Raw genomic sequence first — 22,853 nt, forward strand, 5'->3', positions numbered from 1 at the left:
ATCATCCGCGTCAATCAAATAAACTAGGAAACGCCATGCCTGCAAACCTGATCCCCGACCATGAAATGAAGGCCCTTGCAGCGCGCGCTGCGGGCGCCGACACCGACGAGGGCAACGCGCGCGTCAAGGAAGTAACGGAGAAGCTTCTCTATCGCATCATGCAGATCATCGACGAGTGCGATGTCTCGATGGACGAGTTCTGGGCCGCAGTCGCTTTCATCGGCAAGGCGGCAAAGAACGACGAACTGGGCCTGCTGGTGCCCGGCGTCGCGATTGAGCATTTCCTCGACCTGCGCCTGGACGAGGCGGAACGCCTCGCCGGCCTCGCCGGCGGCACCCTCCGCACCATCGAGGGACCGCTTTACGTCGCCGGCGCGCCGCTCTCCAAGGGCGAGGCTCGGATGGACGACGGCACCGACCCCGGAGAGATATTCATCATCGAGGGCCAAGTGACAGACGAGGATGGAAAGCCCATCCCCGGGGCCATCGTGGACATCTGGCACGCCAATTCCAAGGGCGGCTATTCCTTCATCGATGGCGAGCAGGCGCCCTACAATCTGCGGCGCCGCATCGAAACGGACGAGAACGGTCGCTACCGCGCCCGCACGATCGTTCCGAACGGCTACGGTTGCCCGCCAGAGAGCGCCACGCGCCAGCTGATGATGGCCTTTGGCCGCCATGCCGAGCGCCCCGCGCACGTCCACTATTTCATTTCGGCCCCGGGCCACCGGCAGCTGACGACGCAGTTCAACTTCATCGGTGACAAGTATCTCTACACGGATTTCGCCTTCGGCACCCGCGACGAGCTAGTCGTCGCGCTGGAGCGCGTCACCAGTGCCGAGGAGATCCACGCCGCCGGGCTCAATCAGCCCTTCGCCCGCACCGGTTTCGACATCGTGCTGACGAAGGAGCGCGAGAATGCCCCGCAGACGGTGGTGAACCGCACCCACGTCCCGGCTCACTGAGCCCTCGACCCCATCCAGCAAGGCGAGCCCGTGCTGACGGGCCGCAAGCGCCCCGGAGGACACTTCATGGCACATCCGACACCCGCCCCACGCTTCGAGGGCAAGAGCGTCGTCGTCACCGGCGCGGCGCAGGGCGTGGGCAAGCAGGTCGCTCTCGACGCCGCGGCTGAAGGCGCGCGCCTCGTCATCGTGGACCGCTCCGGCCTCGTGCAGGAGGTGGCGCGGGAGATCGAGGCGGCGCACGGGGCCGGCCGCGTCACGGCACTGGAGGAGGACCTCGAGACATATGCGGCCAATGAACGTGTGATGGCGCACGCCAATGCCACGTTCGGCGCCATCGACGTGCTGGTGACGAACGTGGGCGGTGCCATCTGGATGCGGCCGTTCCAGGAGTTCGACGAACGCCAGATTACGGCGGAGATCAGCCGCTCGCTGTTCCCCACCCTGTGGGGCTGCCGGACCGTGCTGCCCTACCTACTCGCGCAGGAGCGCGGCGCGATCGTCAATGTCTCCTCCATCTCCACGAAGGGCATCAACCGGATCCCGTATTCGGCGTCGAAGGGTGGAGTAAATGCGCTCACCGCCTCACTTGCCTTCGAGCTCGCCGGCACGGGAATCCGGGTCAATGCTGTCGCGTCGGGGGGGGTCACCGCCCCACCCCGCCGCATCCCTCGCGGCTCGGATGTCCCCACCGAGCAGGACAAGGCCTGGATACAGGACGTGGTGGATCAGACCGTACGCGCGACCCATCTCGGCCGCTACGGCGAGCTTCGCGAGATCGCGGCGGCGATCCTGTTCCTCGCCTCGGACGAGGCCTCTTACATCACGGGGACCGTGCTGCCCGTCGGCGGCGGCGACCAGGGGTGAGGCATGCCTTGACCACGGGTCCTGCCCGCGTCGCGCTCGTCATCGCCAGCGCCATTGCGTGCAGGGCGTGCAGTCCAGGGCTGGGACCCATAAAATGGTTGTCTTCGCGGGCTTGGCGTAATTCACGGCTTCCGGGAGGAAGCACGGTTGAATCGGGATCGTTTCTGGCTCACGGATCCACGCGCTGACGGGCCGCTACTATCGGCCAATCGCCTTCCTGCTCACCGGAGCCCAAGTCGTTGATTGCACGGCGGGGTCGGCTCTCCTGAAGCAGATGCCCGCCGCCCGCATCCTCCATAGCGACAAGGGTTGGGAAGCGCTCATCTCCAGCATCGATGTTGGTGTGCTCTCCGATCGAAAGTTCAGGTCATGTCAGCGTTGTCGCCAGGGCCTCCGCTGCCGATCGGAGCGCGGGAAGGCGCTCATCGGCATTGGCGCGGGACAGGCGCACGATGGGGGCTTGGAGCGCCAAGGCAGCCACGCATTCGCCCCGGGCGAGATCGAATATGGGCACGGAGATGCAGAAAAGGCCGGAGAGGAATTCCTCATCGTCCAGCGCGTAGCCTTGCCGTTTCACCTGAGCAAACTCTTCGTCGAGCGCGGCCAGATCGGTAAGGGTGTTGGGAGTGTAACGCTCAAGGCTCGTCGCGTGCAGCAGCCGTAAGCGCTTGGCCGGCGACATCATGGCCAGGAACAATTTGCCCGACGCCGAGCAGTGAGCCGGCACATGGGAGCCCTTCTGGAACGCGACCCGCAAGGGCAAGGAGGCCTCGACACGGTCGAGATAGACTACCTCATAGCCCTGTAGCACGGTGAAATTGCAGGATTCCCCGAGGTCGGCGGCCACCTTCTGCAGGATCTGATGACGCCGCACCGAGCCCGGGCTGTTCGCGAGGATGGAGAAGGCGAGCGTGGTCGCCCGCGACGCCAGCTCATAGCGGCGCCCATCGGGCAGGCGGTGGATCAGATCGGCGTTCTCCAGCATCGCCAGCCACCGGTGAAGGGTCGGCTTCGGAAGGTCCGCCACTTCTGTAAGCTCCGCCAGCGTCGGGGCATGGTCCATGGAGGCGATGACCTCCAGGAGGCCGAATGCCTTCATTGCGGGTGGGGCGTCAGGGATATCGTCCATCTTCTCAGATCTCATATTCCGTTTTTTATCGCATTTTGAGCTAAAAATTGAAACTATCTCTTGCGGCGAGGATCGACAGCGGTCAGATTTCCGGCGTGCGGCGTCGGTTCGAAGGCCGCATGTTCCGCGGAAGCTAGCGATGAACTCCATGGCTAAAGTCAAGGGAGGGCGCACTGGCACCGGCCACGGTCGCCGCGTGATCCGACGAGACGTCGCAAAGAACTGAGGGACGTACCGATTTTGGGACCTCGCACCGGGCGCCGCCTCGCGCGGGTGATGTCCGTGTCAGTCCGCCCGGCCAAGGAGAAGCACCATGAAGATGACCACCGAAGAGGCGTTTGTAAAAGTTCTGCAGATGCACGGCATCGAGCATGCCTTCGGCATCATCGGCTCGGCCATGATGCCCGTGTCCGACCTGTTCCCCGCCGCCGGCATCTGCTTCTGGGACTGCGCCCATGAGACCAATGCAGGCCTCATCTGCGATGGCTACAGCCGCGTGACTGGAAAGATGGCCATGGCCATCGCCCAGAACGGCCCTGGCGTCACCGGCTTCGTGACCGCCATGAAGACCGCTTACTGGAATCATACTCCCATGCTGCTGGTGACCCCCCAGGCGGCCAACAAGACCATCGGCCAGGGCGGCTTCCAGGAAGTGGAGCAGATGGCCCTGTTCCGCGACATGGTCTGCTACCAGGAAGAGCTGCGCGATCCCTCCCGCGTCGCCGAGGTCCTGAACCGGGTTATCGAGAAGGCTTGGCGCGGCTGCGCTCCGGCGCAGATGAACGTGCCGCGGGACATGTGGACCCAGCAGATCGACATCGAGCTGCCGCAGATCGTGCGACTCGAGCACTCCTCGGGCGGCAAGGGCGCTATCGCGGAAGCGGCCAAGCTCCTGTCGGAAGCCAAGTTCCCGGTTATCCTCAATGGCGGCGGCGTGGTGATCGGCGAAGCCATCGGCGAATCCGCGGCTTTGGCCGAGCGCCTGTCGGCGCCGGTGTGCTGCGGCTACCAGCACAATGATTCCTTCCCCGGCAGCCATCCCTTGGCGGTGGGGCCGCTCGGCTATAACGGCTCGAAGGCGGCGATGGAGCTCATCGCGCAGGCGGACGTGGTGCTGGCGCTGGGCACCCGTCTCAATCCCTTTTCGACACTGCCCGGATACGGCATCGACTACTGGCCGAAAGACGCCAAGATCATCCAGGTCGACATCAATGCCGACCGCATCGGCCTTACCAAGAAGATCTCGGTGGGCATTTGCGGCGACGCCAAGCAGGTGGCTCAGCAGATCCTCGACCAGCTCTCCAACGCAGCGGGCGATACCGGCCGCGAGGAGCGCAAGGCGCTGATCCACCGCACCAAGTCCGCCTGGCTGCAGGCGCTGTCCTCCATGGACCACGAGGACGACGATCCGGGCACCCGCTGGAATGCCGACGCCCGCGAGCGGGATAAGGACCGCATGTCGCCCCGCGAAGCCTGGCGGGCCATCCAGGTGGGCCTGCCGCACGATGCCATCGTCTCCACGGACATCGGCAACAACTGCGCCATCGGCAATGCCTATCCCACCTTCGAGGCGGGGCGCAGATATCTCGCGCCGGGCATGTTCGGACCCTGCGGCTACGGCTTCCCATCCATCATCGGCGCGAAGATCGGCGCCCCCGACACCCCGGTGTTCGGCTTTGCGGGCGACGGAGCGTTCGGCATCTCCATCAACGAGATGACCTCCATCGGTCGCGAGGAATGGCCAGCCATCACCATGGTGGTGTTCCGCAACTATCAGTGGGGTGCGGAGAAGCGCAACACGACGCTCTGGTACGACAACAACTTCGTCGGCACCGAGCTCGACCTCAAGCTGAGCTACGCGAAGATCGCGGAGGCCTGCGGCTTCAAGGGCGTGGCGGCGCGCACCCCGCAGGAGGTCACCGAGGCACTGAAAACGGCGGCCGAGGACCAGAAGAAGGGGATCACCACCTTCATCGAGATCATCCTGAACCAGGAACTGGGCGAGCCCTTCCGCCGCGATGCCATGAAGAAGCCGGTGCGTGTCGCCGGCATCGACAAGGCCGACATGCGCCCGCAACGGCCGATCTGGGCTGAAGCGGCCGAGTGAAATTCACGAGCCCCCGGGTCCCGGCTGGGTGGGCGCCAAGGCGCCCACCCAGCCTTTTCACATTGGCTCCAAGGACTTCGCCATGTCCCGAGGGCCGGATCTGCTCAATATTGAATCGCCCAGGCGACTCAATATGGGCAGTGAAGCTGTCTCTATTCAATAAGCTGGGGGGCGGTTCACCGATTCTATGGAGTAACGTCTATGGAGTGAACCGCGCCGGGTTTGTCGGACGCCCCAACTCCTGAGAGAATGGGGCTATGATGAGCAGGACGACGGACAAGGTCTCGCCTGAGGTGCGGGCCCCGCGCGGCACGTCGCGGCGCGAACAGCCGTCGAGCCGGAATCAGTGAGCCGGTGATCAATGCCGGCATGCCGAGAAGCATCGAGGAGTAGGCGCGCGCGCCGGAAGATCGCGGGAATGCGATTGCCGTGACCGCAAGCAAGGTGGCCCGCCCAGCCTGCCTCCTCCTCAGCCCCGCACCACGCCGAGGCGCGGCGGCAGGGAGGGCGATCCGTCCACAACGACCGTGGGATGAAATGGCGAGATTTGTGCCAGCTCGCGCTCGACGAAGTCGCCGAGATGCTCGGCGGCGGCGCTCAGCGCCATAGGACGGCGGTGCAGCACCAGCTCGATCGCCGGAAGATCGGGCAGCCCCTCGGCCGGCCCTGGGCACCGCATGCCGGGCTGCACCGCGCAGCGCGGGAACACTGAGACGGCGAGCCCCGCGAACACCGCCGCCTGAAGCCCGGCCAAGCTCTCGCTGAAGGAGGTGATGGTCCAGCGCCGGCCGGCGCGACCAAGCGCCTCCAGTGCCCGCTGGCGATAGACGCTGCCTGGCGGCAGGACAGCGAGCGGCACCACCTCCTCCGCCTCCGGCAGATCATGCGGCCCCGCGACCCATGTCAGCGGTTCCCGGCGCACCACCGCACCGATCTTCTCGTCAGGCTGAAGCGTGGCGATGACGAGGTCCAGCTCGTCGCGCTGCATCGCCTCGTAAAGATGGACGCTGCGCATGCAGCGCATCTCGATTTCCACATGCGGATGGGCGCGCGCGAAACGGCGCAGGAGCTGCGGCAGGAGATAAGCGGCGTAGAGATCCGGCACGCCAAGCGTGACCGCGCCGTGAATATCCGGAGCGCCGAAGCGCGCGCGGGCCTCATCGTTGAGGCGCAGAATTGCGCGCGCGTATTCGAGGAACACTTCTCCATCGGGCGTCAGCCTCAGATGCCGCCGATCCTGGTCGAAGAGCGGGCGCTCCAGGGTATCCTCGAGCCGCTTGATCTGCTGCGTGATGGCCGGCTGGGTCCGGCCAACCACCCGCCCAGCCGAAGTCAGGCCCCCCGTGTCCACGATGGCGAGGAAGGTTCGGACCAAGGCAATGTCGAGGTCAGGGATCATGGTCATAAGAATTGCGAATGATTGCGATCAATACAATAAATTTCGACGTATCGCATGGTGACTGTACTGTTTTTTTGTCTACCCTGTTGTCGCGTCGGGCCAAGGGATCACGCCAAGCCCTCTGGCCCATCTTCGGACCAACCATTCTGTCTTCAGTCCGTCGGTAGTCATCGAAACGAGTCGCGCAAAAGCATCCGGGCAGCATCACGTTGGGTCAACCGACGGATGGCAAAGACCGGATAGGGAGGAATTTCAAGTGAACCTATCACGACGCCATTTTCTATACGCTGGGGGCGCCATTGCTGTGGCGGGACCCTCGTTGTGCGGACCTGCGCTTGCCGCCGAGGAGAAGTTCCCGGTGCGGCCGATCGAAATGATCGTGCCCTGGGGGCCGGGCGGGGGAGCAGATCAGCTCGCCCGTCAGGTCGGCAAGCTCGCTGAACCGATGTTCGGCCAGGGCATTCCGGTGGTGAACGTGCCCGGAGGCACCGGCGCCACCGGCATGGCCAAGCTTCTCGCCACGCCGGCGGATGGCTATTCGGCTGCGATCTATATCGCCGACGCCCACGCCCTCCTTGCCGGCACAAACCCGCGCTGGCAGCTTTCCGACATCGCGCCTGCAGCGGTAATGATCCAGGCGCCGTCCTTCATTTTTGTCGCGCAAGACAGCCGCTTCAAGACCTGGGCCGACTTCGAGAAGGAAGCCAAGGCCACCCCCAACAAGCTCAAGGTGGCGACACTCGGATTCGGCAGCGTCGACGATTTTTCGCTCAACTATCTTGCGGGGAAGGGCGTCAGCGTCATCCAGGTCCCCTTTTCCAAGCCGAGCGAACGGTACATCTCGATCCTTGGCGGCCACGCCGATGCCCTCTACGAGCAGGCGGGCGACGTCGGCAGCTTCCTAAACGGCAAGCAGATGCGGCCGCTTATGGTGTTCGGCAAGAAGCGCTTCCCCGACTTCAAGGACATCCCCTGCTCCTATGAGCTCGGATACGAGGTGGCGTTGCCGCAGTTCCGCGCCGTGATCCTGCGCGCGGGCACGCCGACAGCAGCCATGTCCAAGATCGATTCCGTGTTGGGCAAAGTGGCGGCAACCGAGGAATACAAGAAGTTCCTCCGCGAGCAGATCGCCGATCCCGCCAGCTACCTATCGGCGAGCCAGTCAACGGCGTTCCTCGAACAGCAGTTGAAAGAGATGAAGGCGCTCGCAAAGCCCTCCTGATCGCGCCTGCGTCCCGGTCACGCTGTCCGGGCGCTCGCCCTCGCAAGGGGTTCCACAGCACAGTCCACTTTCGCGTCGAGGAGGGTCGCATGACCACGCACGCGCTGACGAACCGTATCTCAGCGGCACTGCCCTATGGCGTGCTCATCGTCATTGTAGCCGCGCTATGGCATTTCGCGAACCAGATCGACTTCGCCGCCCGGCCCGGCGAGCTCGGTCCCGATTTCTGGCCCAAGCTGGCCATCGGCCTGATGGGCGTCGTCAGCCTGATCGAACTGGTGCGGGCGGTCGTCTCGCCGAACCATAAGGAAGCGCATGGCATCGCCGATCAGCTCGAAGCCTCCGAGCCCTCGGCCGGCGTGGAGGATTTGCAGGACCGCAGCCTGCCCCTCCTTTTGGGCGGCATGGGTATGTGCGGCGTCTACGGCTTGGCGCTCGGCATCGTCGGCTTTCCGCTCGCCACCTTCTTCTTCCTCGCGGGCTTCATGTATCTCGGCCGGTTCCGCAAGCACGGCACGATCTGGGCCGCAGCCTTCATCGGCAGCGCGGTGCTCAGCGTCCTGTTCCTGAAGGTGGTCTACGTCTCGCTGCCGCGCGGCCTGCCGCCGTTCGACATCATCACCGACCTCATCGTCAGCCTGCCCTGAGCCCGCGAAACCAGATCCCTGCAAAGGCGCCTCACATGCTCGACACTCTCACGCAGCTCGGCGCGGGCTTCATCGCCTGTCTCACGCCAAACCACATGCTGATGTTGTTCGTCGGCCTCGTCGTCGGCCTCGTCGTGGGCATCCTGCCCGGCTTGACGCTGGTGATGGGGGTCGTTCTGTTCCTTCCCTTCACCTATCAGATGGACGTCACCTCGGCGATCATCCTGCTGACTGCCATGTATGTCTCGGGCACCTATGGCGGCGCCTTCACGTCGATCCTGTTCCGCATTCCCGGCGAGCCGATCCATGTGCCGTTGCTGTGGGACGGCTATGCCATGGCCAAGAAGGGTCAGCCGGCGAAGGCTCTGGGCTGGACGCTGATCGCGGCGCTTATCGGCGGTCTAATCTCCGCCGCGATCATGGTGATCCTGACCAAGCCGGTGGCGCATTTCGCGCTGCAATTCTCCTCCCCCGAATATTTCGCCATCGTCCTGCTCGGGCTCGCCAGCGTGATCTCGCTCGGCAAGGGCTCGCTGTCCTCTGCGCTGATCAGCCTGTCGGTGGGATTGCTTGTCGCCTGCGTCGGCTCCGATGCGATCTATGGCTCCTACCGCTTCACCTTCGGCCTGCCGATCCTCGCCGACGGCATCGAGTTCCTGGTCGTGATGGTGGGCGCCTACGGCGTGGCAGAGGTGCTCGCACGGCTTGAGATCGGCTTCGCCTCGGTCCCGCTCCAGGGCGTGAGCGACACTCGCACAAAGTTGCCGAGTCTCAAGGAAATCTCCGGACTGAAGGGAATGCTCCTGCGCTCGACGCTGATCGGTCACGTGGTCGGCATCATACCCGGAGCGGGCGCGACCATCGCCTCGTTCGTCGGCTACGGTATCGAGAGCCAGTTCGGCCGTCAGCGCGCCCGCATGGGGAGTGGCGTGCCGGAGGGCATCGTCGCGCCGCAGAGCGCGGCGACCGCCTCGGTGGGCGGGGCGCTGATTCCCCTCCTCGCGCTCGGCATCCCCGGCAGCGGTGCCACGGCGGCAATTCTCGGCGCCTTCATGCTGCACGGCGTGCAGCCAGGCCCGCAGGTGATGATCACCTCGCCGGAAATGGTCTACACCATCTTCGCCTCGCTCTTCATCGGCATCGTCGGGATGTGCGCGCTGGGCTATTTTGCCATTCGCCCGCTGGTGAAGATCATGGACTTTCCCGAGGCGGTCGTCTCCGCCTTCGTCATGGTCTTCTGCTTCATCGGCGCGTTGTCGATCCGCTCCAACGTCACCGACCTCTGGCTGATGCTCGGCTTCGGCGTGGTCGGCTACATATTCGAGCGCATGCGCTTTCCCATCGCGCCTATGGTGCTGGGCGTGATCCTCGGACCTCTGGCCGAGGAATCCTTTATGAATTCCATGATCTCGTTCCAGAACGATTGGACCGTGTTCTTCACGCGCCCGATCTCCGGCACCATCCTCGGGCTCGTGATCCTGACGCTGCTACTGCCCGTGATCAGCAACCTGATTCCCGGCCGGCGCCACGCACCGGCCGAATAGATCACACGCAGTGTGAGTGAAGAAGTTCAGACAGTAAATTTCGCCCGACGTTTGCGTGCCTCAAGTCTGGTTCCGCTGCCCTCCGGGGCGAGATCCGGGAGGCGACAGACCACGTCAGACATTGAGGCCGAGGCGGAGTCGGCCCACTGGGTCTCTTTCGCAACGCGGCATCTAAATACTCTTTGGTCTGAGTTTGCGCGGTTCCTGGAGCGGGGGTCGTGCAGGCCTTTGCCAGAGGACATCTTGCAACTCGAAACAACGCAAGGGAGACAAACAATGGTACAGGCTGCCATAATGCCGCTCGAAGCCGTAGATGACGCGAGCGCTGCGGTCGATCGCACCGTACGCGCCGCCCGCGCGGCCCAGGGCCAGTTCGCCAACGTAGACCAGGAGACTGCCGACGCCGCCGTGCGGGCCATCGCCTGGGCCATTTACAAACCGGAAAATGCCCGCGCCCTCGCCGAGCTGGCGGTGGCGGACACCCATCTCGGCAATGTGCCCGACAAGATCATCAAGAATCAGCGCAAGACCTTCGGCACCCTGCGCGATCTCTTGCGTGGGCGCTCGGTGGGCGTCATCGCGCATGACGAGGCCCTCGGCATCGTGAAATACGCCAAGCCCATGGGGGTGATCGGGGCGGTGACCCCCTCCACCAATCCGGCCGCGACGCCCGTCAACAAGGCCATGATGGCGATCAAGGCGCGCAACGCCATTGTCATCGCCCCATCGCCCGCGGGATACGCCACCACCGCTCGCACCGTGGCCCTCATGCGTGATGAGTTGGAGCGCATCGGCCTGCCCGCCGACCTCGTCCAGGTGCTGCCGCACCCGGTCACCAAGGAGAGCACCGACGCCCTGATGAAGGCCTGCGATCTCGTGGTGGTCACGGGCTCGCAGGACAATGTGCGCCGCGCCTATTCCAGCGGTACGCCAGCCATCGGAGTCGGCGCGGGCAACGTGCCGGTCATCATCGATGAGACCGCCGATCTCGATGCCGCGGCGGTCAAGATCCGCGCCTCCAAGATCTTCGACAATTCCACGTCCTGCTCCTCGGAGAACTCGGTCACCATCGTGGCGAGCGTTTATGAGGAGGCCATCGCGGCTTTGGAACGGGCGGGCGCCCATCGTTGCGACAGCGCGGAGAAAGCGCGCATCGCCGAGCGCCTGTGGGTGAAGGGCAAGCTCAACCGCAACCTCATCGCCCGCGACGCCGGCGTGCTCGCCGAGGCGTTCGAGCTCTCCCCCGAAGCCAGAGGCAAGTCCTTCTTTCTCGTGGAGGACGACGGTGTGGGACGCGATCGCCCGTTCTCCGGGGAGAAGCTCGCGCTCGTGCTCACCGTCTACAAGGTGCCAGACTTCGCGGCCGCCAAGGAGCAGGTGCGCAAGGTCCTCGACCATCAAGGCAAAGGCCACTCGGTGGGCCTCCATACCAAGAACATGGATCGCGCCCGCGAGCTCGCGGAAGATCTTGAGGTGGTGCGCGTGCTGGTGAACTTCGCACACACCTTCGGCAATGGCGGCGGCTTCGACTCCGGCCTGGGCTTCACCCTCTCCATGGGCTGCGGCTCCTGGCAGAAGAATTCCATCTCGGAGAATTTGAGCTTCCGCCATTTCATGAACATCACCCATCTCGTGACTCCGATCCCCGAGGACAGGCCCACCGAGGAGGAGCTGTTCGGCCCCCATTGGCAGAAGATCGGCCCAGTGGACGCTACCAGGGAGCAAGGTCGATGAACCTCGTAGAGCAGGCCGCCAAGGCCCTCGTCCTCGCGCCTGCAGGGATTGCGATCCCCCAAGGCATCCTCTGCCTCACCCCCGAGGAGGCGGCCGACGCCTGCCGGATCATCGGCCCCTGCGTTGTCAAGGCGCAGGTGCCGACCGGCAAGCGCGGCAAGGCCGGGGGCATCAAGCGGGCCGACACGCCGGAGGCCGCCAAGGCCGCGGCCGCGGCGATCCTGGCCATGTCGATCGACGGCCATGTGGTCGAAGCCGTCCTGGTCGAGGCGTGCGCCGCGATCTCACGCGAATTCTATGCCGCCGTTCTTTCCGACTTCGCGAGCCGGCGTCCTCTCGTGCTATTCTCGACCGAGGGCGGCATGGACATCGAGGAGGTCGCGGCATCGCGGCCGGACGCGCTTCGGCGCACCCTCGTTGATCCCGAGGCCGGTTTCAGGCGGACCGATGCCGCCGCTTTGGTGCGTGGTCTCGACCTCGGCCAGGCGAGTGAGCAGGTGACGGACGTGCTCGCGCGTCTCTATGACGCCTATGTCGCCAGCGATGCGGAACTGATCGAGATCAACCCGCTCGCCGAGCTTTCGGACGGGCAGGTGGTGGCGCTCGACTGCAAGTTTACGCTCGACGATTCCTCCGCCTTTCGCCAGCCCGAGCTAGCCGCCGCCGCGGCCAGCGAGCCCGCGACCGATCTGGAGCGGCGCGGTGCCGCCACCGGGCTAAAGTTCATCCAGCTCGACGGCAATGTCGGCGTGCTCGCTAACGGCGCTGGGCTCACCATGACCACCATGGACGTCATCGCCCATTTCGGCGGCCGGCCCGCCAATTTCCTGGAGATCGGCGGCGAAGCCTACACCAAGGCGGAAACAGCGCTGGACCTCGTGCTCTCCAATCCCGGCGTGAAGAGCCTCGTCGTGAACTTCTGCGGCGCCTTCGCGCGAACGGATGTGATGGCGGAGGGGGTGGTCAAGGCATGGGAGACCTTGAAGCCGACCTTGCCCGTCTACTTCTCGATCCACGGTACCGGCGAGGACGAGGCGGTGCGCCTAGTGCGCGAGCGCCTCGGCATAGAGCCGTTCGATCTCATGGAGGACGCGGTCAAGGCCGCGGTGGAGGCTGCCCGATGATCATCTTTCGCAAGCATTACCGCGTGCTCGTCCAGGGCCTTACCGGAAAGCAGGGCTCGTTCTGGGCCGAAAAGATGATGGGGGAAGGCACCCAGATCGTCGCTGGCGTCAATCCCAAGCGGGCCGGGGAGACCCATCTCGGTGTGCCTCTCTTCGCCACGGCGCAGGAGGCGGCACGCGCCGTACCGTTCGACGTGGCGGTGATGTTCATTCCCCCCGCCGCGGCCAAGGAAGCCGCGCTTGATGCCATACATGCCGGCGCCGGGCTCCTGGTGGTGCTCACCGAGCACATCCCGGCCCACGATGTGATGGCCATGCACCGCGCTGCGGCGCGGAGCGGCACCCGGATCGTCGGCCCCAACACGGCGGGGCTGGTGACCCCCGGCGAGGGGTTCGTGGGCATCATGCCGGGGCACAATCCGAACATCTTCAAGCCCGGGCGCATCGGCGTGATCTCGCGCAGCGGCAGTCTCGGGACGCTGATCTGCCTCAATCTCACCCGCGCGGGCCTCGGCCAGTCCGCCTTTCTCGGCATCGGCGGCGATCCGATGATCGGCACCACGACCCGCGACGCGCTGCAGGCCCTCGACGAGGACCGCGGCACCGACGCCGTGGTGATGGTGGGCGAGATCGGCGGATACATGGAGGAGAAGGCGGCGGAATATGCGGCCAACATGAAGAAGCCGGTCGTCGCCTTCATCGCCGGCCGCGCCTCGCCGCCCGGCAAGAAGATGGGGCATGCCGGCGCGATCGTGACAGGCAGTTCCGGCGGCTATCCCGCCAAGCGCGCGGCCCTCGAGGCGGCAGGCATTGTTGTGGTCGACACACCGGCGCAGATCACCGATGCGCTCTCGGCCCGGCTCCCGGCGATGGGGCCTCAAGCGCTGGCCATGATCTGACGCGGAGACCTCCCGTGCGCCCGGTCGCTTCCTCGTAGCTCGACCGCGACAGATGGGAACCCATCTGTCGCGGTCGAGCCATAACCGCCCCTCCTGCATCCAAATGGCGGAGATTTATCGGTAGCGGATCGCGGCACTCTATGAGGGCCTGCAGAACGAGGATGGCAAAGCCGAAGCTACAGAAGTTTTCCGGGCGCTGATCGATCAGGTAACGCTCGCGCCCGACGAGGCCGCGCTGGCAATCGTGCTGCGCGGCGACCCGCGATCCTGCGGTTTGCAGCGAACAAGAAAAACCCCGGCGTCCTTTCGGACGGCCGGGGTTTTGGCTGCCTTGCTTTCGCAAGAACCGTTGGTTGCGGGGACAGGATTTGAACCTGTGACCTTCAGGTTATGAGCCTGACGAGCTACCGGGCTGCTCCACCCCGCGTCAGAGCTGACGATTTGCCGGCGAACCGGCGTGTCAGTGGCGTGTATGTAACAATGGTGACCGGGGAAGGAAACCCCTGCAGGCAAAAAAAGCGAAGCCATCTCATTTGCCTGTGGACGGTTTGAACTCACTCCTCCCCGTCTTCAGATGAAGATCCAGCACCCGCAACGCCCCGCTCTCTCTTCGCGGCGGCCTTCTCATTGCGCTCTGCTTTGCGCTTTTCCCGACCGATCCGCCCCTCGACGAGGGAAGTGATCATGCCGTGGAGCGTGGCGAGGTCCTGCTTGGAAAGAGCGATGCGGTGAAAGATGTTGCGGATGTTGCGGGTCGTGGAGGGCTGCTTGTCCGCCGAGCGGAAGAATGCTGCGGCTTCGAGCTCCGATTCCAGATGATCGAAGAACGCCAGCAGATCCTTCTTCTCCGCCACAGGCGATTTTTCAGCCGTGGCAAAGGGCAGCACGCCGCCGGTGGACAGCTTGAACCATTCATAGGCAACCACTGACACCGCGGTCGCAAGGTTCAGGGAGGCAAAAGCGGGGTTCACCGGCAAGGTGAGGATGACGTCGCAGAGCGAGACCTCCTCCGTATAGAGGCCGGTGCGCTCGCGGCCGAACACCAGCGCCACATCCTCGTTCTGGGCAAGCCGCGCGGCAGCCTCGCTTGCAGCGGCATCGGCACTGAGCACCCGCTTCGCCATGCCGCGTTCTCGGGCGGTGGCGGCAATCGCAAAATTCACGTCGCCAAGGGCGGAACGCATGTCGGGATAGACCACCGCATCCTCAAGGATACGGTCGGCCCCAGCCGCGAAGACTCGCGCCCGCTCATCCGGCCAGCCATTGCGCGGATTGACGAGGCGAAGCCTGGACAGGCCGAAATTGCCCATCGCGCGGGCGGCCGAGCCGATATTGTCGCCGAGCTGGGGCTCGACCAGAATCACCACCGGACCGCCATCGATCCACGGCTTCGTGCTGTCAGTTCCTGCGCCGGGCATCCATTTTCCCTTTTGCAGGCTCTCTTGCATGCCCCCTTCGCCAAAGTCGAGGTCCCACACGCTTCTTCTTCTGAAGCGTGAATGCTATAGCGACCTCGCCGGGCGGGGTGTCGTCGGCGCCAGCGGGGCGCGGGCCGATACGCCATCACCCATTGACCCTCTTTTACGCTCTCAGAGCGCCCCGAAAGGTCGTCCACATGGCGAAGATCAAGGTGGCAAATCCTGTCGTCGAACTTGACGGCGATGAGATGACGCGGATCATCTGGCAGTACATCAAGGACAAGCTGATCCACCCCTATCTCGATATCGACCTTGAATATTACGATCTCTCGGTCGAGAACCGCGATGCCACCAACGACCAGGTGACGATCGACGCCGCTGAAGCCATCAAAAAGCACGGCGTTGGCGTGAAGTGCGCCACCATCACGCCGGATGAAGCGCGCGTGAAGGAATTCAACCTGAAGGAAATGTGGAAGTCGCCCAACGGCACCATCCGCAACATCCTCGGCGGCGTCATCTTCCGCGAGCCGATCATCTGCAAGAACGTGCCGCGTCTGGTCCCGGGCTGGACCCAGCCCATCATCGTCGGCCGCCATGCATTCGGCGATCAGTACCGCGCCACCGACTTCAAGGTTCCCGGCAAGGGCACGCTGACCATCACCTTCGTGGGTGAGGACGGCACCAAGATCGAGAAGGAAGTCTATAAGTACCCCGGCGCTGGCGTTGCGCTCTCGATGTACAATCTTGACGAGTCGATCCGCGATTTCGCCCGCGCCTCGCTGAACTACGGCCTGAACCGGAACTATCCGGTCTATCTCTCCACCAAGAACACGATCCTGAAGGCCTATGACGGGCGCTTCAAGGATATCTTCCAGGAGATTTACGACGCCGAGTTCAAGGAGGAGTTCGAGAAGCGCAAGCTGACCTATGAACACCGCCTGATCGACGACATGGTGGCCTCGGCCCTGAAATGGTCCGGCGGCTATGTGTGGGCCTGCAAGAATTATGACGGCGACGTGCAGTCCGACATCGTGGCCCAGGGCTTCGGTTCGCTTGGCCTCATGACCTCCGTTCTGATGACACCGGATGGCATGACCGTGGAAGCGGAAGCCGCCCACGGAACCGTGACCCGCCATTATCGCGAGCATCAGAAGGGCAAGGAAACCTCCACCAATTCCATCGCCTCCATCTTCGCCTGGACGCGGGGCCTCGCCCATCGCGCCAAGCTTGATGGCAATGACGAACTGGCCAAGTTCGCCGACACGCTGGAAAAGGTGTGCGTCGATACCGTCGAAGCCGGCGACATGACCAAGGATCTCGCCTTGCTGGTGGGCGCTGACCAGAAGTGGCTTTCCACCACCGGCTTCCTGGACAAGATTTCCGAAAATCTGAACAAGGCCATGGCGGCCTGATCGAGCCAAAACCGCCTCGCCCGCCGCCGAACGCGGCGGGCGAGGCCCCTTATGCTTCCCCGCCCGGCGCCGGCGTGTCGGCTCACTCGCTCGACACCGAGGTCAAGCGGACGCGTTCGCGCTCCCGCGCCTGGTCGATCCGCCGCGCCACAGCCTCTTCCGGCAAGCCGAGCGTCTGCAAAAGCATGCCAGCCAGATGCAGGCTCGCCTCCACGGTCTCGGGAATGACATTGCTGGCGCCGAGGCGCGCCAGCCGCTGGGCATGGGCGGCATCTTTCACCCGCGCCAAGATGATGGCATCCGGCTGGAGGGCACGTGCCGCGCGAACCATGCCCTCTGCAGCCGGAGCGGCATCCAGCGTGACCACAAAGGCGCTTGCCCGCGCCCCGATCACCCGGCCGAGAATCTCCTGCCGGCTGGCATCGCCAAAAAACACCTGCCGGCCCGCTGCCCTCTCCGCCCTCACCCGCCCCGCGTCGGCATCCAGCGCGATGAATGGGACGCCTTCGTCCTCCAGCGCCTCGGCAACGATGCGGCCCACCCGGCCGAAGCCGCCGATGACCACATGCCCTTCAGGCGGCGGATCGAACTCCATGCTCTGTCCATCCTGCTGCTGATGTTCCAGCCGCGTGCGCAGAAGCCCTCCCATCCGTGCCAGGAGCGGCGTCACGATCAGCGTCAGCGTGACCACCGCCACCAGAATGCCGGCCTGGGTGACGTTCAATGCGCCGCTGACCCGGAGCAAGCCAATGGCGACGAAAGCAAATTCACCGGTCTGCGCCAGCAGGGCGGCAAGCTCTCCCGCAAGCGGGCGGTCTGTCCTGAAGAGCCGCGCGGCGGCAAAGGTGAGCACGAGCTTGACCAGAATGATCGCCGCCGCCGCCAAAAGGATCACCAGCAGATGCGGCACCACCGCCGCCATATCCAGGCTCATGCCCACCGATACGAAGAATACGCCGATGAGTAATCCCTTGAAGGGTTCGAGATCCACGCTGATCTGGTGCTGATAGGCGGTGCCGCTGAGCAGCATTCCGGCCAGGAATGCACCGAGCGCGGCGGAGAGCCCGGCCGCATGGGTGAGACCTGCGGTTCCCGCGACAACCACCAGGGTGACTGCCATCAGAAGATCGCGGGCGCCGGTTCCGGCGGCCGCTGCGACCAGGGGCGCAATGAGGAAGCGACCGGCAAGCAGGATGATGCCGATGGCAGCGGCTGCTTTCCCTATGGCGGTCAAAATCAGCACGACCAAGCCCCCGCCCGCCTGCCCCAGCAGTTCGGCAGCGAGCAGAACCGGCACCACGGTGAGATCCTGAAACAGCAGCACCGCCAAAGCTGTGCGCCCCAGGGGCGCCAAAGCTCGGCGTTCGGCGAGCAGAAGCTGCATCACCAGGGCGGTGGAGGACATGGCGAGGGCAAAGCCAACCACGATGCTGGTGGCCGGCGCAAGTCCGCTAAGATAAGTGCCCATGGCCAGGACGGCGCCGCAGAATAGCACCTGGAGCAGCCCGAGGCCGAACACTTCGCGCCGCAGTGACCAGAGCTTTCCCGCTGAAAACTCAAGGCCCAGCAAGAACAGCAGAACCACCACGCCAAGTTCGCCGAACTGACCGACCCGATGCACATCCGCAATGGTGACGTAGGAAACCAGCGGAAACTGTCCCGCCAATTGCCCAAGGCCATGGGGACCGATGACCGCGCCGATAAGGATGAACCCTACCACCGCGCTGACCCGCGCCCGGTGGAACAGCGGGATGAGCACGCCCGCTGCCACCAGATAGACCAGCACATCCTTCAGCCCGGAGGCCTGATCCATCGTTGCCCCAAATCCCGCGGCTTTCTAAAAATCACCCGCACCGAGCGAACATAAAGCCTCTCCCAGCGGCACGCACATAGGGCACAAACGCGCGCACTCCGATGGAAAGAAAGGCCTCAGCCGGCAATCGCGCGCTCGATCGCGGACAAAGCGGCATCCGCCTTGCTCGCATCAGGTCCACCGCCCTGCGCCATGTCCGGGCGGCCCCCGCCGCCCTTGCCGCCGAGCGCTTCGACGCCGGCGCGAACCAGCTTCTGCGCATCGAACCGTGCGACGAGATCGGCTGTGACGCCCACGACCAATCCGGCCTTGCCGTCATCCGTCACGCCCACGATGGCGACGATGCCGGAACCGAGGCGCTTCTTGCCCTCATCCACCAGGCTTTTGAGATCCTTCAGCTCGATACCGGAAACCTGTTTCGCCATCAGCTTCACCTCGCCGATGGTGCGCAGGGGTTCCTCGCCACCAGCCTCGCCCATGGCCAGGCGCTTACGCGCATCCACAAGATCCCGCTCCAGCTTACGGCGCTCCTCGACCAGCGCCGTGATGCGGGAATCGAGTTCGCCCGGAACGGTCTTCAAGCTGGCCGCAGCCGATTGCAGCGCCGCATTGGCAGCATTGAGATGACGGCGCGCCGAAGTCGCAGTCAGAGCTTCGAGGCGGCGGACACCGGACGCCACGGCGCTTTCCGAAACGATGGAGACAATCCCGATATCGCCGGTGCGCGACACATGGGTGCCGCCGCACAATTCCACGGAATAAGGAGCGCCGTTGCCGGCGTCCGTCCCCATGGACACCACGCGCACTTCGTCGCCATATTTCTCGCCGAACAACGCCCGGGCGCCGGATTCGATGGCCTCGTCTACCGCCATCAGGCGCGTGTCGACGGGCTCGTTGCGCAACACATAGGTGTTGGCGATATCCTCGACCTCGGCCAGTTCAGCCTCGGTCACCGGCTTGGGATGGCTGAAATCGAAACGCAGCCGATCGGGCGCAACCAGCGAGCCTTTTTGGGCCACATGGTCGCCCAGCACCCGGCGAAGCGCCTCATGCAGCAGATGGGTGGCGGAATGGTTCGCCCGAACCGCTGAACGACGCTCGTGGTTCACCACCAGCGACACCGGAGCCCCGACCCGGAGCGTGCCTTCCTTTACCGAAACATCATGAATGAACACGTCACCCAGCTTCTTTTGGGTCGCTGTAACGTGGGCGAAAACGCCGCCCTCACCTGCCACCTCCCCGGTGTCTCCCACCTGACCGCCGGATTCGCCATAGAAGGGCGTCTGATTCACCACCAGATATCCCTGCTCGCCGGCGGAAAGCGCATCCACCTCAATGCCGTCGCGGACCAGTGCGCGCACCACGCCCTCGGCCCTCTCGGTGTCATAACCCAGGAATTCGGTGGCCCCTTCGCGCTCGCGCAAGGCGAACCAGACCGCATCGGTCGCGGCCTCTCCCGACCCTTGCCAGGCTGCACGCGCGTCGGCCTTCTGCCGCTCCATCGCGGTCTTGAACGCGTCGGTATCGACATGGATGCCACGCCCGCGCAAGGCATCTTCAGTCAGGTCGAGGGGGAAACCATAGGTGTCATAAAGCTTGAAGGCGACATCGCCGGGAAAGCGCGCGCCGCTGGTGAGGCCAGCGCTCTCTTCTTCCAGGATCAGCAGGCCGCGCTCCAGCGTGCGGCGGAAGCGGCGCTCCTCAAGCAGCAGTGTCTCTGTGGCGAGCGCCTCGGCGCGAACGATCTCCGGATAGGCCCGGCCCATCTCGCGCACCAGGATCGGCACCAGACGGTGCATCAACGGGTCGCGCGCGCCCAGCAATTGCGCATGGCGCATGGCCCGCCGCATGATGCGGCGCAGCACATAGCCGCGGCCTTCGTTCGAGGGCAGCACGCCATCTGCGGTCAGGAAAACTGAAGCCCGCAGATGGTCGGCGATCACGCGGTGGCTCGCCTTCTGCGGACCGTCCGGCGAAACGCCCGTCAGTTCAGCGACCTCGGCGATGATCGCCCGCATGAGGTCGGTCTCGTAATTGTCATGGGTGCCCTGCAAGAGGGCCGAGATGCGCTCGAGGCCCATGCCGGTATCGATCGACGGGCGCGGCAGAGACAGGCGTTCCCCGCCCGGCAACTGCTCATACTGCATGAACACGAGATTCCAGATCTCGATGAAGCGGTCGCCGTCCGCGTCGGCCGAACCCGGGGGCCCGCCGGGGATGTGCGAGCCATGATCGAAGAAAATTTCCGAGCAGGGACCACACGGGCCGGTGTCGCCCATGGCCCAGAAATTGTCGGAGGTGGAAATGCGAATGATGCGGTCGTCGGGAAGCCCGGCGATCTTCTTCCAGAGGGCGTGGGCCTCGTCATCCTCGGAATAGACCGTGACCAGGAGGCGATCCTTCGCAAGCTCGAACTCGCGCGTTACCAGATTCCACGCAAGCTCGATCGCACGATCTTTGAAATAATCGCCGAACGAGAAATTCCCAAGCATTTCGAAGAAGGTATGGTGCCGCGCGGTATAGCCGACATTGTCCAGATCATTGTGCTTGCCGCCCGCGCGCACGCATTTCTGCGAGGTGACCGCCCGCGAATAGGGGCGCTTCTCCATGCCCGTGAAGACATTCTTGAACTGCACCATGCCCGCATTGGTGAACATGAGTGTCGGATCGTTGCGGGGCACCAGCGGCGAGGACGGCACGGCCTCGTGCCCCTGCTTCACGAAATAATCGACGAAGGTCGACCGGATCTCATTCACGCCGCTCATGTGCCGGCCACCATACCCTTGACTGGATTTGCCCGGCGCGCGGATAGGCACGGCTCCGGTTCTCGCAGGGACGCCCGGACGAACTCCAAAAGCGCCACGCACAAGCGAAGATCGTTTAACGATGCCGTTTCCGCTTGTCCAGAAAAGCGTTAACCCACCAGCGTCGGACGCGGTCCATGTGCTGGGAAGATGGGACGTGCGGCAATCAGGAAGACTGCCGCACGTTCGATGGAAATCAAACACACCCAGAGGAAAAACAAGTTTTTCTGTCTTTCCCTCTGGGCAACGCGGCGCGTCACTCCTCGGCTGGCGAGGCGTCATCCTCCTCAGAGGGGCCGGCGAGAATCTGTTCGGCGATGAGGCCGGCATTCTGGCGGACAGCCGCCTCGATTCGCCCTGCAACTTCAGGATTCTGCTTCAGGAAAGTCTTGGCATTCTCGCGCCCCTGACCAAGCCGCTGGCTGTCATAGGAGAACCAGGAGCCCGACTTTTCCACGACGCCGGCACGCACGCCGAGGTCAATCAATTCCCCGGTCTTGGAGACGCCTTCACCATAGATGATATCGAACTCAACCTGCTTGAACGGAGGGGCGAGCTTGTTCTTCACCACCTTCACGCGGGTTTGGTTGCCGATCACCTCGTCGCGCTCCTTGATCATCCCGATGCGGCGGATATCGAGGCGGACGGACGCATAGAATTTCAAGGCATTACCGCCGGTCGTGGTTTCCGGCGAACCGTACATCACGCCGATCTTCATCCGGATCTGATTGATGAAGATCACCATGGTGTTGGACTTGGAGATGGAGGCGGTCAGCTTGCGCAGGGCCTGGCTCATCAGGCGAGCTTGCATGCCTGGCTGGCTGTCACCCATCTCGCCGTCCAGCTCGGCCTTGGGGGTCAGGGCAGCGACCGAATCGATCACCAGCACATCCACCGCGCCCGAACGCACCAGCGTGTCGCAAATCTCCAGCGCCTGTTCGCCCGCATCCGGTTGAGAAATAAGGAGATCGTCGAGATTCACACCAAGCTTGCGGGCGTAGATGGGATCGAGGGCATGCTCGGCGTCGATAAAGGCACAGACGCCGCCCTTTTTCTGAGCCTCTGCAACGGTATGCAGGGCGAGCGTGGTTTTGCCGGACGATTCGGGGCCGAAGATCTCCACCACCCGCCCGCGCGGCAGGCCACCGATGCCCAGCGCGATGTCCAGCCCCAGGGATCCGGAAGGAATGCTTTCAATTTCAATGGCTTTGCCGCTCTTGCCGAGCCGCATGATCGAGCCCTTGCCGAAATGCCGCTCGATCTGTGAGAGCGCGGCGTCGAGCGCTTTCGTCTTATCCATGGAGGAACCTTCGACGAGTCTGAGTGTGGACTGAGTCATCGCTGTGGTCTCCGCCAGGTGCAAGGATATTGTGTGGGAGAATTTGTACCTGTTTTGTTCGATGTTCGCAATATGTTCTCCTGATTTCGGTTAATTTTCTCCATTTTCCGCAGAAGTTCAGGAAACCGCACAAGCGCCGCCCCCGGGGAGCCCTCGCCAACGCCGTCTCGTCCCTTCGCAGATAAATTCCTCCCCCAAATTCGTGTCGGCATAAACCAACGTCCAACTCTTTTGACCTTGTGCCGCCGGTCGGAGGGGCGGTATCAACGGAGGGAGGCGGCGCGGAACTACCCGTTCAGCGTCGACCAGCCAATCACCGGCTCGGACGTCGCCGCGTCCTGAGGCCGGTGCGAAACGCATCCCTTCGGCGCCCTTCGGTGGCAGCCGGGGGGATGCGGATCGACGGCACTGGCAGCGGGCCGCTTGCTTC

General features: G+C 64.1%; 16 protein-coding genes and 1 tRNA gene. 10 read left to right on the forward strand and 7 right to left on the reverse strand.

What is annotated here, in order from left to right; translation table 11 throughout:
- The first annotated feature begins 35 nt into the window (after nt 1–35).
- Entirely contained in the window at nt 36–965 is a 930-nt protein-coding gene (locus V5F77_RS10380; protein WP_429005273.1) for a dioxygenase family protein, read from the forward strand.
- Between the two features lie 66 nt (nt 966–1,031).
- Complete coding sequence (benD, locus tag V5F77_RS10385; protein ID WP_429005274.1) at nt 1,032–1,832, forward strand: benzoate diol dehydrogenase BenD; 801 nt, start codon at nt 1,032–1,034, stop codon at nt 1,830–1,832.
- 367 nt (nt 1,833–2,199) lie between these two features.
- On the opposite strand, the gene V5F77_RS10390 is transcribed toward benD, so the two are convergent.
- Entirely contained in the window at nt 2,200–2,961 is a 762-nt protein-coding gene (locus V5F77_RS10390) for an IclR family transcriptional regulator (RefSeq protein WP_429005275.1), read from the reverse strand.
- Nucleotides 2,962–3,274: 313 nt separating this feature from the next.
- Here V5F77_RS10390 and xsc point away from each other — a divergent pair, with 313 nt between their 5' ends.
- Nucleotides 3,275–5,068 (forward strand): sulfoacetaldehyde acetyltransferase, encoded by a 1,794-nt coding sequence (gene xsc / locus V5F77_RS10395; protein ID WP_429005276.1) that lies wholly within the window; start codon nt 3,275–3,277, stop codon nt 5,066–5,068.
- Between the two features lie 469 nt (nt 5,069–5,537).
- Here xsc and V5F77_RS10400 read toward each other — a convergent pair whose 3' ends face one another.
- Nucleotides 5,538–6,473, reverse strand: a complete 936-nt coding sequence (locus tag V5F77_RS10400; RefSeq protein ID WP_429005277.1) for a LysR substrate-binding domain-containing protein — start codon at nt 6,471–6,473, stop codon at nt 5,538–5,540.
- Nucleotides 6,474–6,825: 352 nt separating this feature from the next.
- Here V5F77_RS10400 and V5F77_RS10405 point away from each other — a divergent pair, with 352 nt between their 5' ends.
- The 6 genes from V5F77_RS10405 (at nt 6,826) to sucD (ending at nt 13,637) form a co-directional block, all read left to right on the forward strand.
- A complete protein-coding gene (locus V5F77_RS10405; protein WP_429005278.1) occupies nt 6,826–7,689 on the forward strand; it encodes a tripartite tricarboxylate transporter substrate binding protein in 864 nt (287 codons plus the stop codon).
- 89 nt (nt 7,690–7,778) lie between these two features.
- Nucleotides 7,779–8,336: a tripartite tricarboxylate transporter TctB family protein gene (locus V5F77_RS10410; RefSeq protein WP_429005279.1), complete on the forward strand. Its 558-nt coding sequence runs from the start codon at nt 7,779–7,781 to the stop codon at nt 8,334–8,336.
- Between the two features lie 35 nt (nt 8,337–8,371).
- Complete coding sequence (locus V5F77_RS10415) at nt 8,372–9,880, forward strand: tripartite tricarboxylate transporter permease (RefSeq protein WP_429005280.1); 1,509 nt, start codon at nt 8,372–8,374, stop codon at nt 9,878–9,880.
- A gap of 294 nt (nt 9,881–10,174) precedes the next feature.
- Nucleotides 10,175–11,614: an acylating sulfoacetaldehyde dehydrogenase gene (sauS, locus tag V5F77_RS10420; RefSeq protein ID WP_429005310.1), complete on the forward strand. Its 1,440-nt coding sequence runs from the start codon at nt 10,175–10,177 to the stop codon at nt 11,612–11,614.
- Nucleotides 11,611–12,738 carry a succinate--CoA ligase subunit beta gene (locus V5F77_RS10425; RefSeq protein ID WP_429005281.1) on the forward strand — a complete coding sequence of 376 codons (1,128 nt, stop codon included), beginning with the start codon at nt 11,611–11,613 and terminating at the stop codon, nt 12,736–12,738. Before sauS ends, V5F77_RS10425 begins: the two co-directional genes overlap by 4 nt.
- Nucleotides 12,735–13,637, forward strand: a complete 903-nt coding sequence (sucD, locus tag V5F77_RS10430; protein WP_429005282.1) for a succinate--CoA ligase subunit alpha — start codon at nt 12,735–12,737, stop codon at nt 13,635–13,637. Before V5F77_RS10425 ends, sucD begins: the two co-directional genes overlap by 4 nt.
- Nucleotides 13,638–13,987: 350 nt before the next feature.
- Here sucD and V5F77_RS10435 read toward each other — a convergent pair.
- Nucleotides 13,988–14,064: transfer RNA gene (locus V5F77_RS10435), tRNA-Met, on the reverse strand.
- Nucleotides 14,065–14,191: 127 nt separating this feature from the next.
- On the reverse strand, nt 14,192–15,055 hold the full coding sequence (locus V5F77_RS10440) for an RNA methyltransferase (protein WP_429005283.1): 864 nt from the start codon (nt 15,053–15,055) through the stop codon (nt 14,192–14,194).
- A 197-nt stretch (nt 15,056–15,252) separates the two neighbouring features.
- Between V5F77_RS10440 and V5F77_RS10445 the strand changes: the two genes are divergently transcribed.
- Nucleotides 15,253–16,467, forward strand: coding sequence for an NADP-dependent isocitrate dehydrogenase (locus tag V5F77_RS10445; RefSeq protein ID WP_429005284.1), 1,215 nt, complete (start codon nt 15,253–15,255; stop codon nt 16,465–16,467).
- A gap of 82 nt (nt 16,468–16,549) precedes the next feature.
- On the opposite strand, the gene V5F77_RS10450 is transcribed toward V5F77_RS10445, so the two are convergent.
- The 3 genes from V5F77_RS10450 to recA all read right to left on the reverse strand — a co-directional run bounded on the left by V5F77_RS10450 (nt 16,550) and on the right by recA (nt 22,423).
- Nucleotides 16,550–18,280: a cation:proton antiporter domain-containing protein gene (locus tag V5F77_RS10450; protein WP_429005285.1), complete on the reverse strand. Its 1,731-nt coding sequence runs from the start codon at nt 18,278–18,280 to the stop codon at nt 16,550–16,552.
- A gap of 116 nt (nt 18,281–18,396) precedes the next feature.
- Nucleotides 18,397–21,045 (reverse strand): alanine--tRNA ligase, encoded by a 2,649-nt coding sequence (gene alaS / locus V5F77_RS10455; protein WP_429005286.1) that lies wholly within the window; start codon nt 21,043–21,045, stop codon nt 18,397–18,399.
- Between the two features lie 295 nt (nt 21,046–21,340).
- Nucleotides 21,341–22,423 (reverse strand): recombinase RecA, encoded by a 1,083-nt coding sequence (recA, locus tag V5F77_RS10460; RefSeq protein ID WP_429005287.1) that lies wholly within the window; start codon nt 22,421–22,423, stop codon nt 21,341–21,343.
- Nucleotides 22,424–22,853: the final 430 nt, after the last annotated feature.

It is taken from the genome of Roseixanthobacter psychrophilus (genome assembly GCF_043195195.1).
Classification (GTDB): domain Bacteria; phylum Pseudomonadota; class Alphaproteobacteria; order Rhizobiales; family Xanthobacteraceae; genus NCEH01.

What these genes read in the sequence shown, in the direction of transcription:
- V5F77_RS10380 (WP_429005273.1), top strand. Translation starts at nt 36, where the DNA reads ATGCCTGCAAACCTGATCCCCGACCATGAAATGAAGGCCCTTGCAGCG.
- benD (WP_429005274.1), top strand. Translation starts at nt 1,032, where the DNA reads ATGGCACATCCGACACCCGCCCCACGCTTCGAGGGCAAGAGCGTCGTC.
- V5F77_RS10390 (WP_429005275.1), bottom strand. Translation starts at nt 2,961, where the DNA reads ATGGACGATATCCCTGACGCCCCACCCGCAATGAAGGCATTCGGCCTC.
- xsc (WP_429005276.1), top strand. Translation starts at nt 3,275, where the DNA reads ATGAAGATGACCACCGAAGAGGCGTTTGTAAAAGTTCTGCAGATGCAC.
- V5F77_RS10400 (WP_429005277.1), bottom strand. Translation starts at nt 6,473, where the DNA reads ATGACCATGATCCCTGACCTCGACATTGCCTTGGTCCGAACCTTCCTC.
- V5F77_RS10410 (WP_429005279.1), top strand. Translation starts at nt 7,779, where the DNA reads ATGACCACGCACGCGCTGACGAACCGTATCTCAGCGGCACTGCCCTAT.
- V5F77_RS10415 (WP_429005280.1), top strand. Translation starts at nt 8,372, where the DNA reads ATGCTCGACACTCTCACGCAGCTCGGCGCGGGCTTCATCGCCTGTCTC.
- sauS (WP_429005310.1), top strand. Translation starts at nt 10,175, where the DNA reads ATGCCGCTCGAAGCCGTAGATGACGCGAGCGCTGCGGTCGATCGCACC.
- V5F77_RS10425 (WP_429005281.1), top strand. Translation starts at nt 11,611, where the DNA reads ATGAACCTCGTAGAGCAGGCCGCCAAGGCCCTCGTCCTCGCGCCTGCA.
- sucD (WP_429005282.1), top strand. Translation starts at nt 12,735, where the DNA reads ATGATCATCTTTCGCAAGCATTACCGCGTGCTCGTCCAGGGCCTTACC.
- V5F77_RS10440 (WP_429005283.1), bottom strand. Translation starts at nt 15,055, where the DNA reads ATGCCCGGCGCAGGAACTGACAGCACGAAGCCGTGGATCGATGGCGGT.
- V5F77_RS10445 (WP_429005284.1), top strand. Translation starts at nt 15,253, where the DNA reads ATGGCGAAGATCAAGGTGGCAAATCCTGTCGTCGAACTTGACGGCGAT.
- V5F77_RS10450 (WP_429005285.1), bottom strand. Translation starts at nt 18,280, where the DNA reads ATGGATCAGGCCTCCGGGCTGAAGGATGTGCTGGTCTATCTGGTGGCA.
- alaS (WP_429005286.1), bottom strand. Translation starts at nt 21,045, where the DNA reads ATGAGCGGCGTGAATGAGATCCGGTCGACCTTCGTCGATTATTTCGTG.
- recA (WP_429005287.1), bottom strand. Translation starts at nt 22,423, where the DNA reads ATGACTCAGTCCACACTCAGACTCGTCGAAGGTTCCTCCATGGATAAG.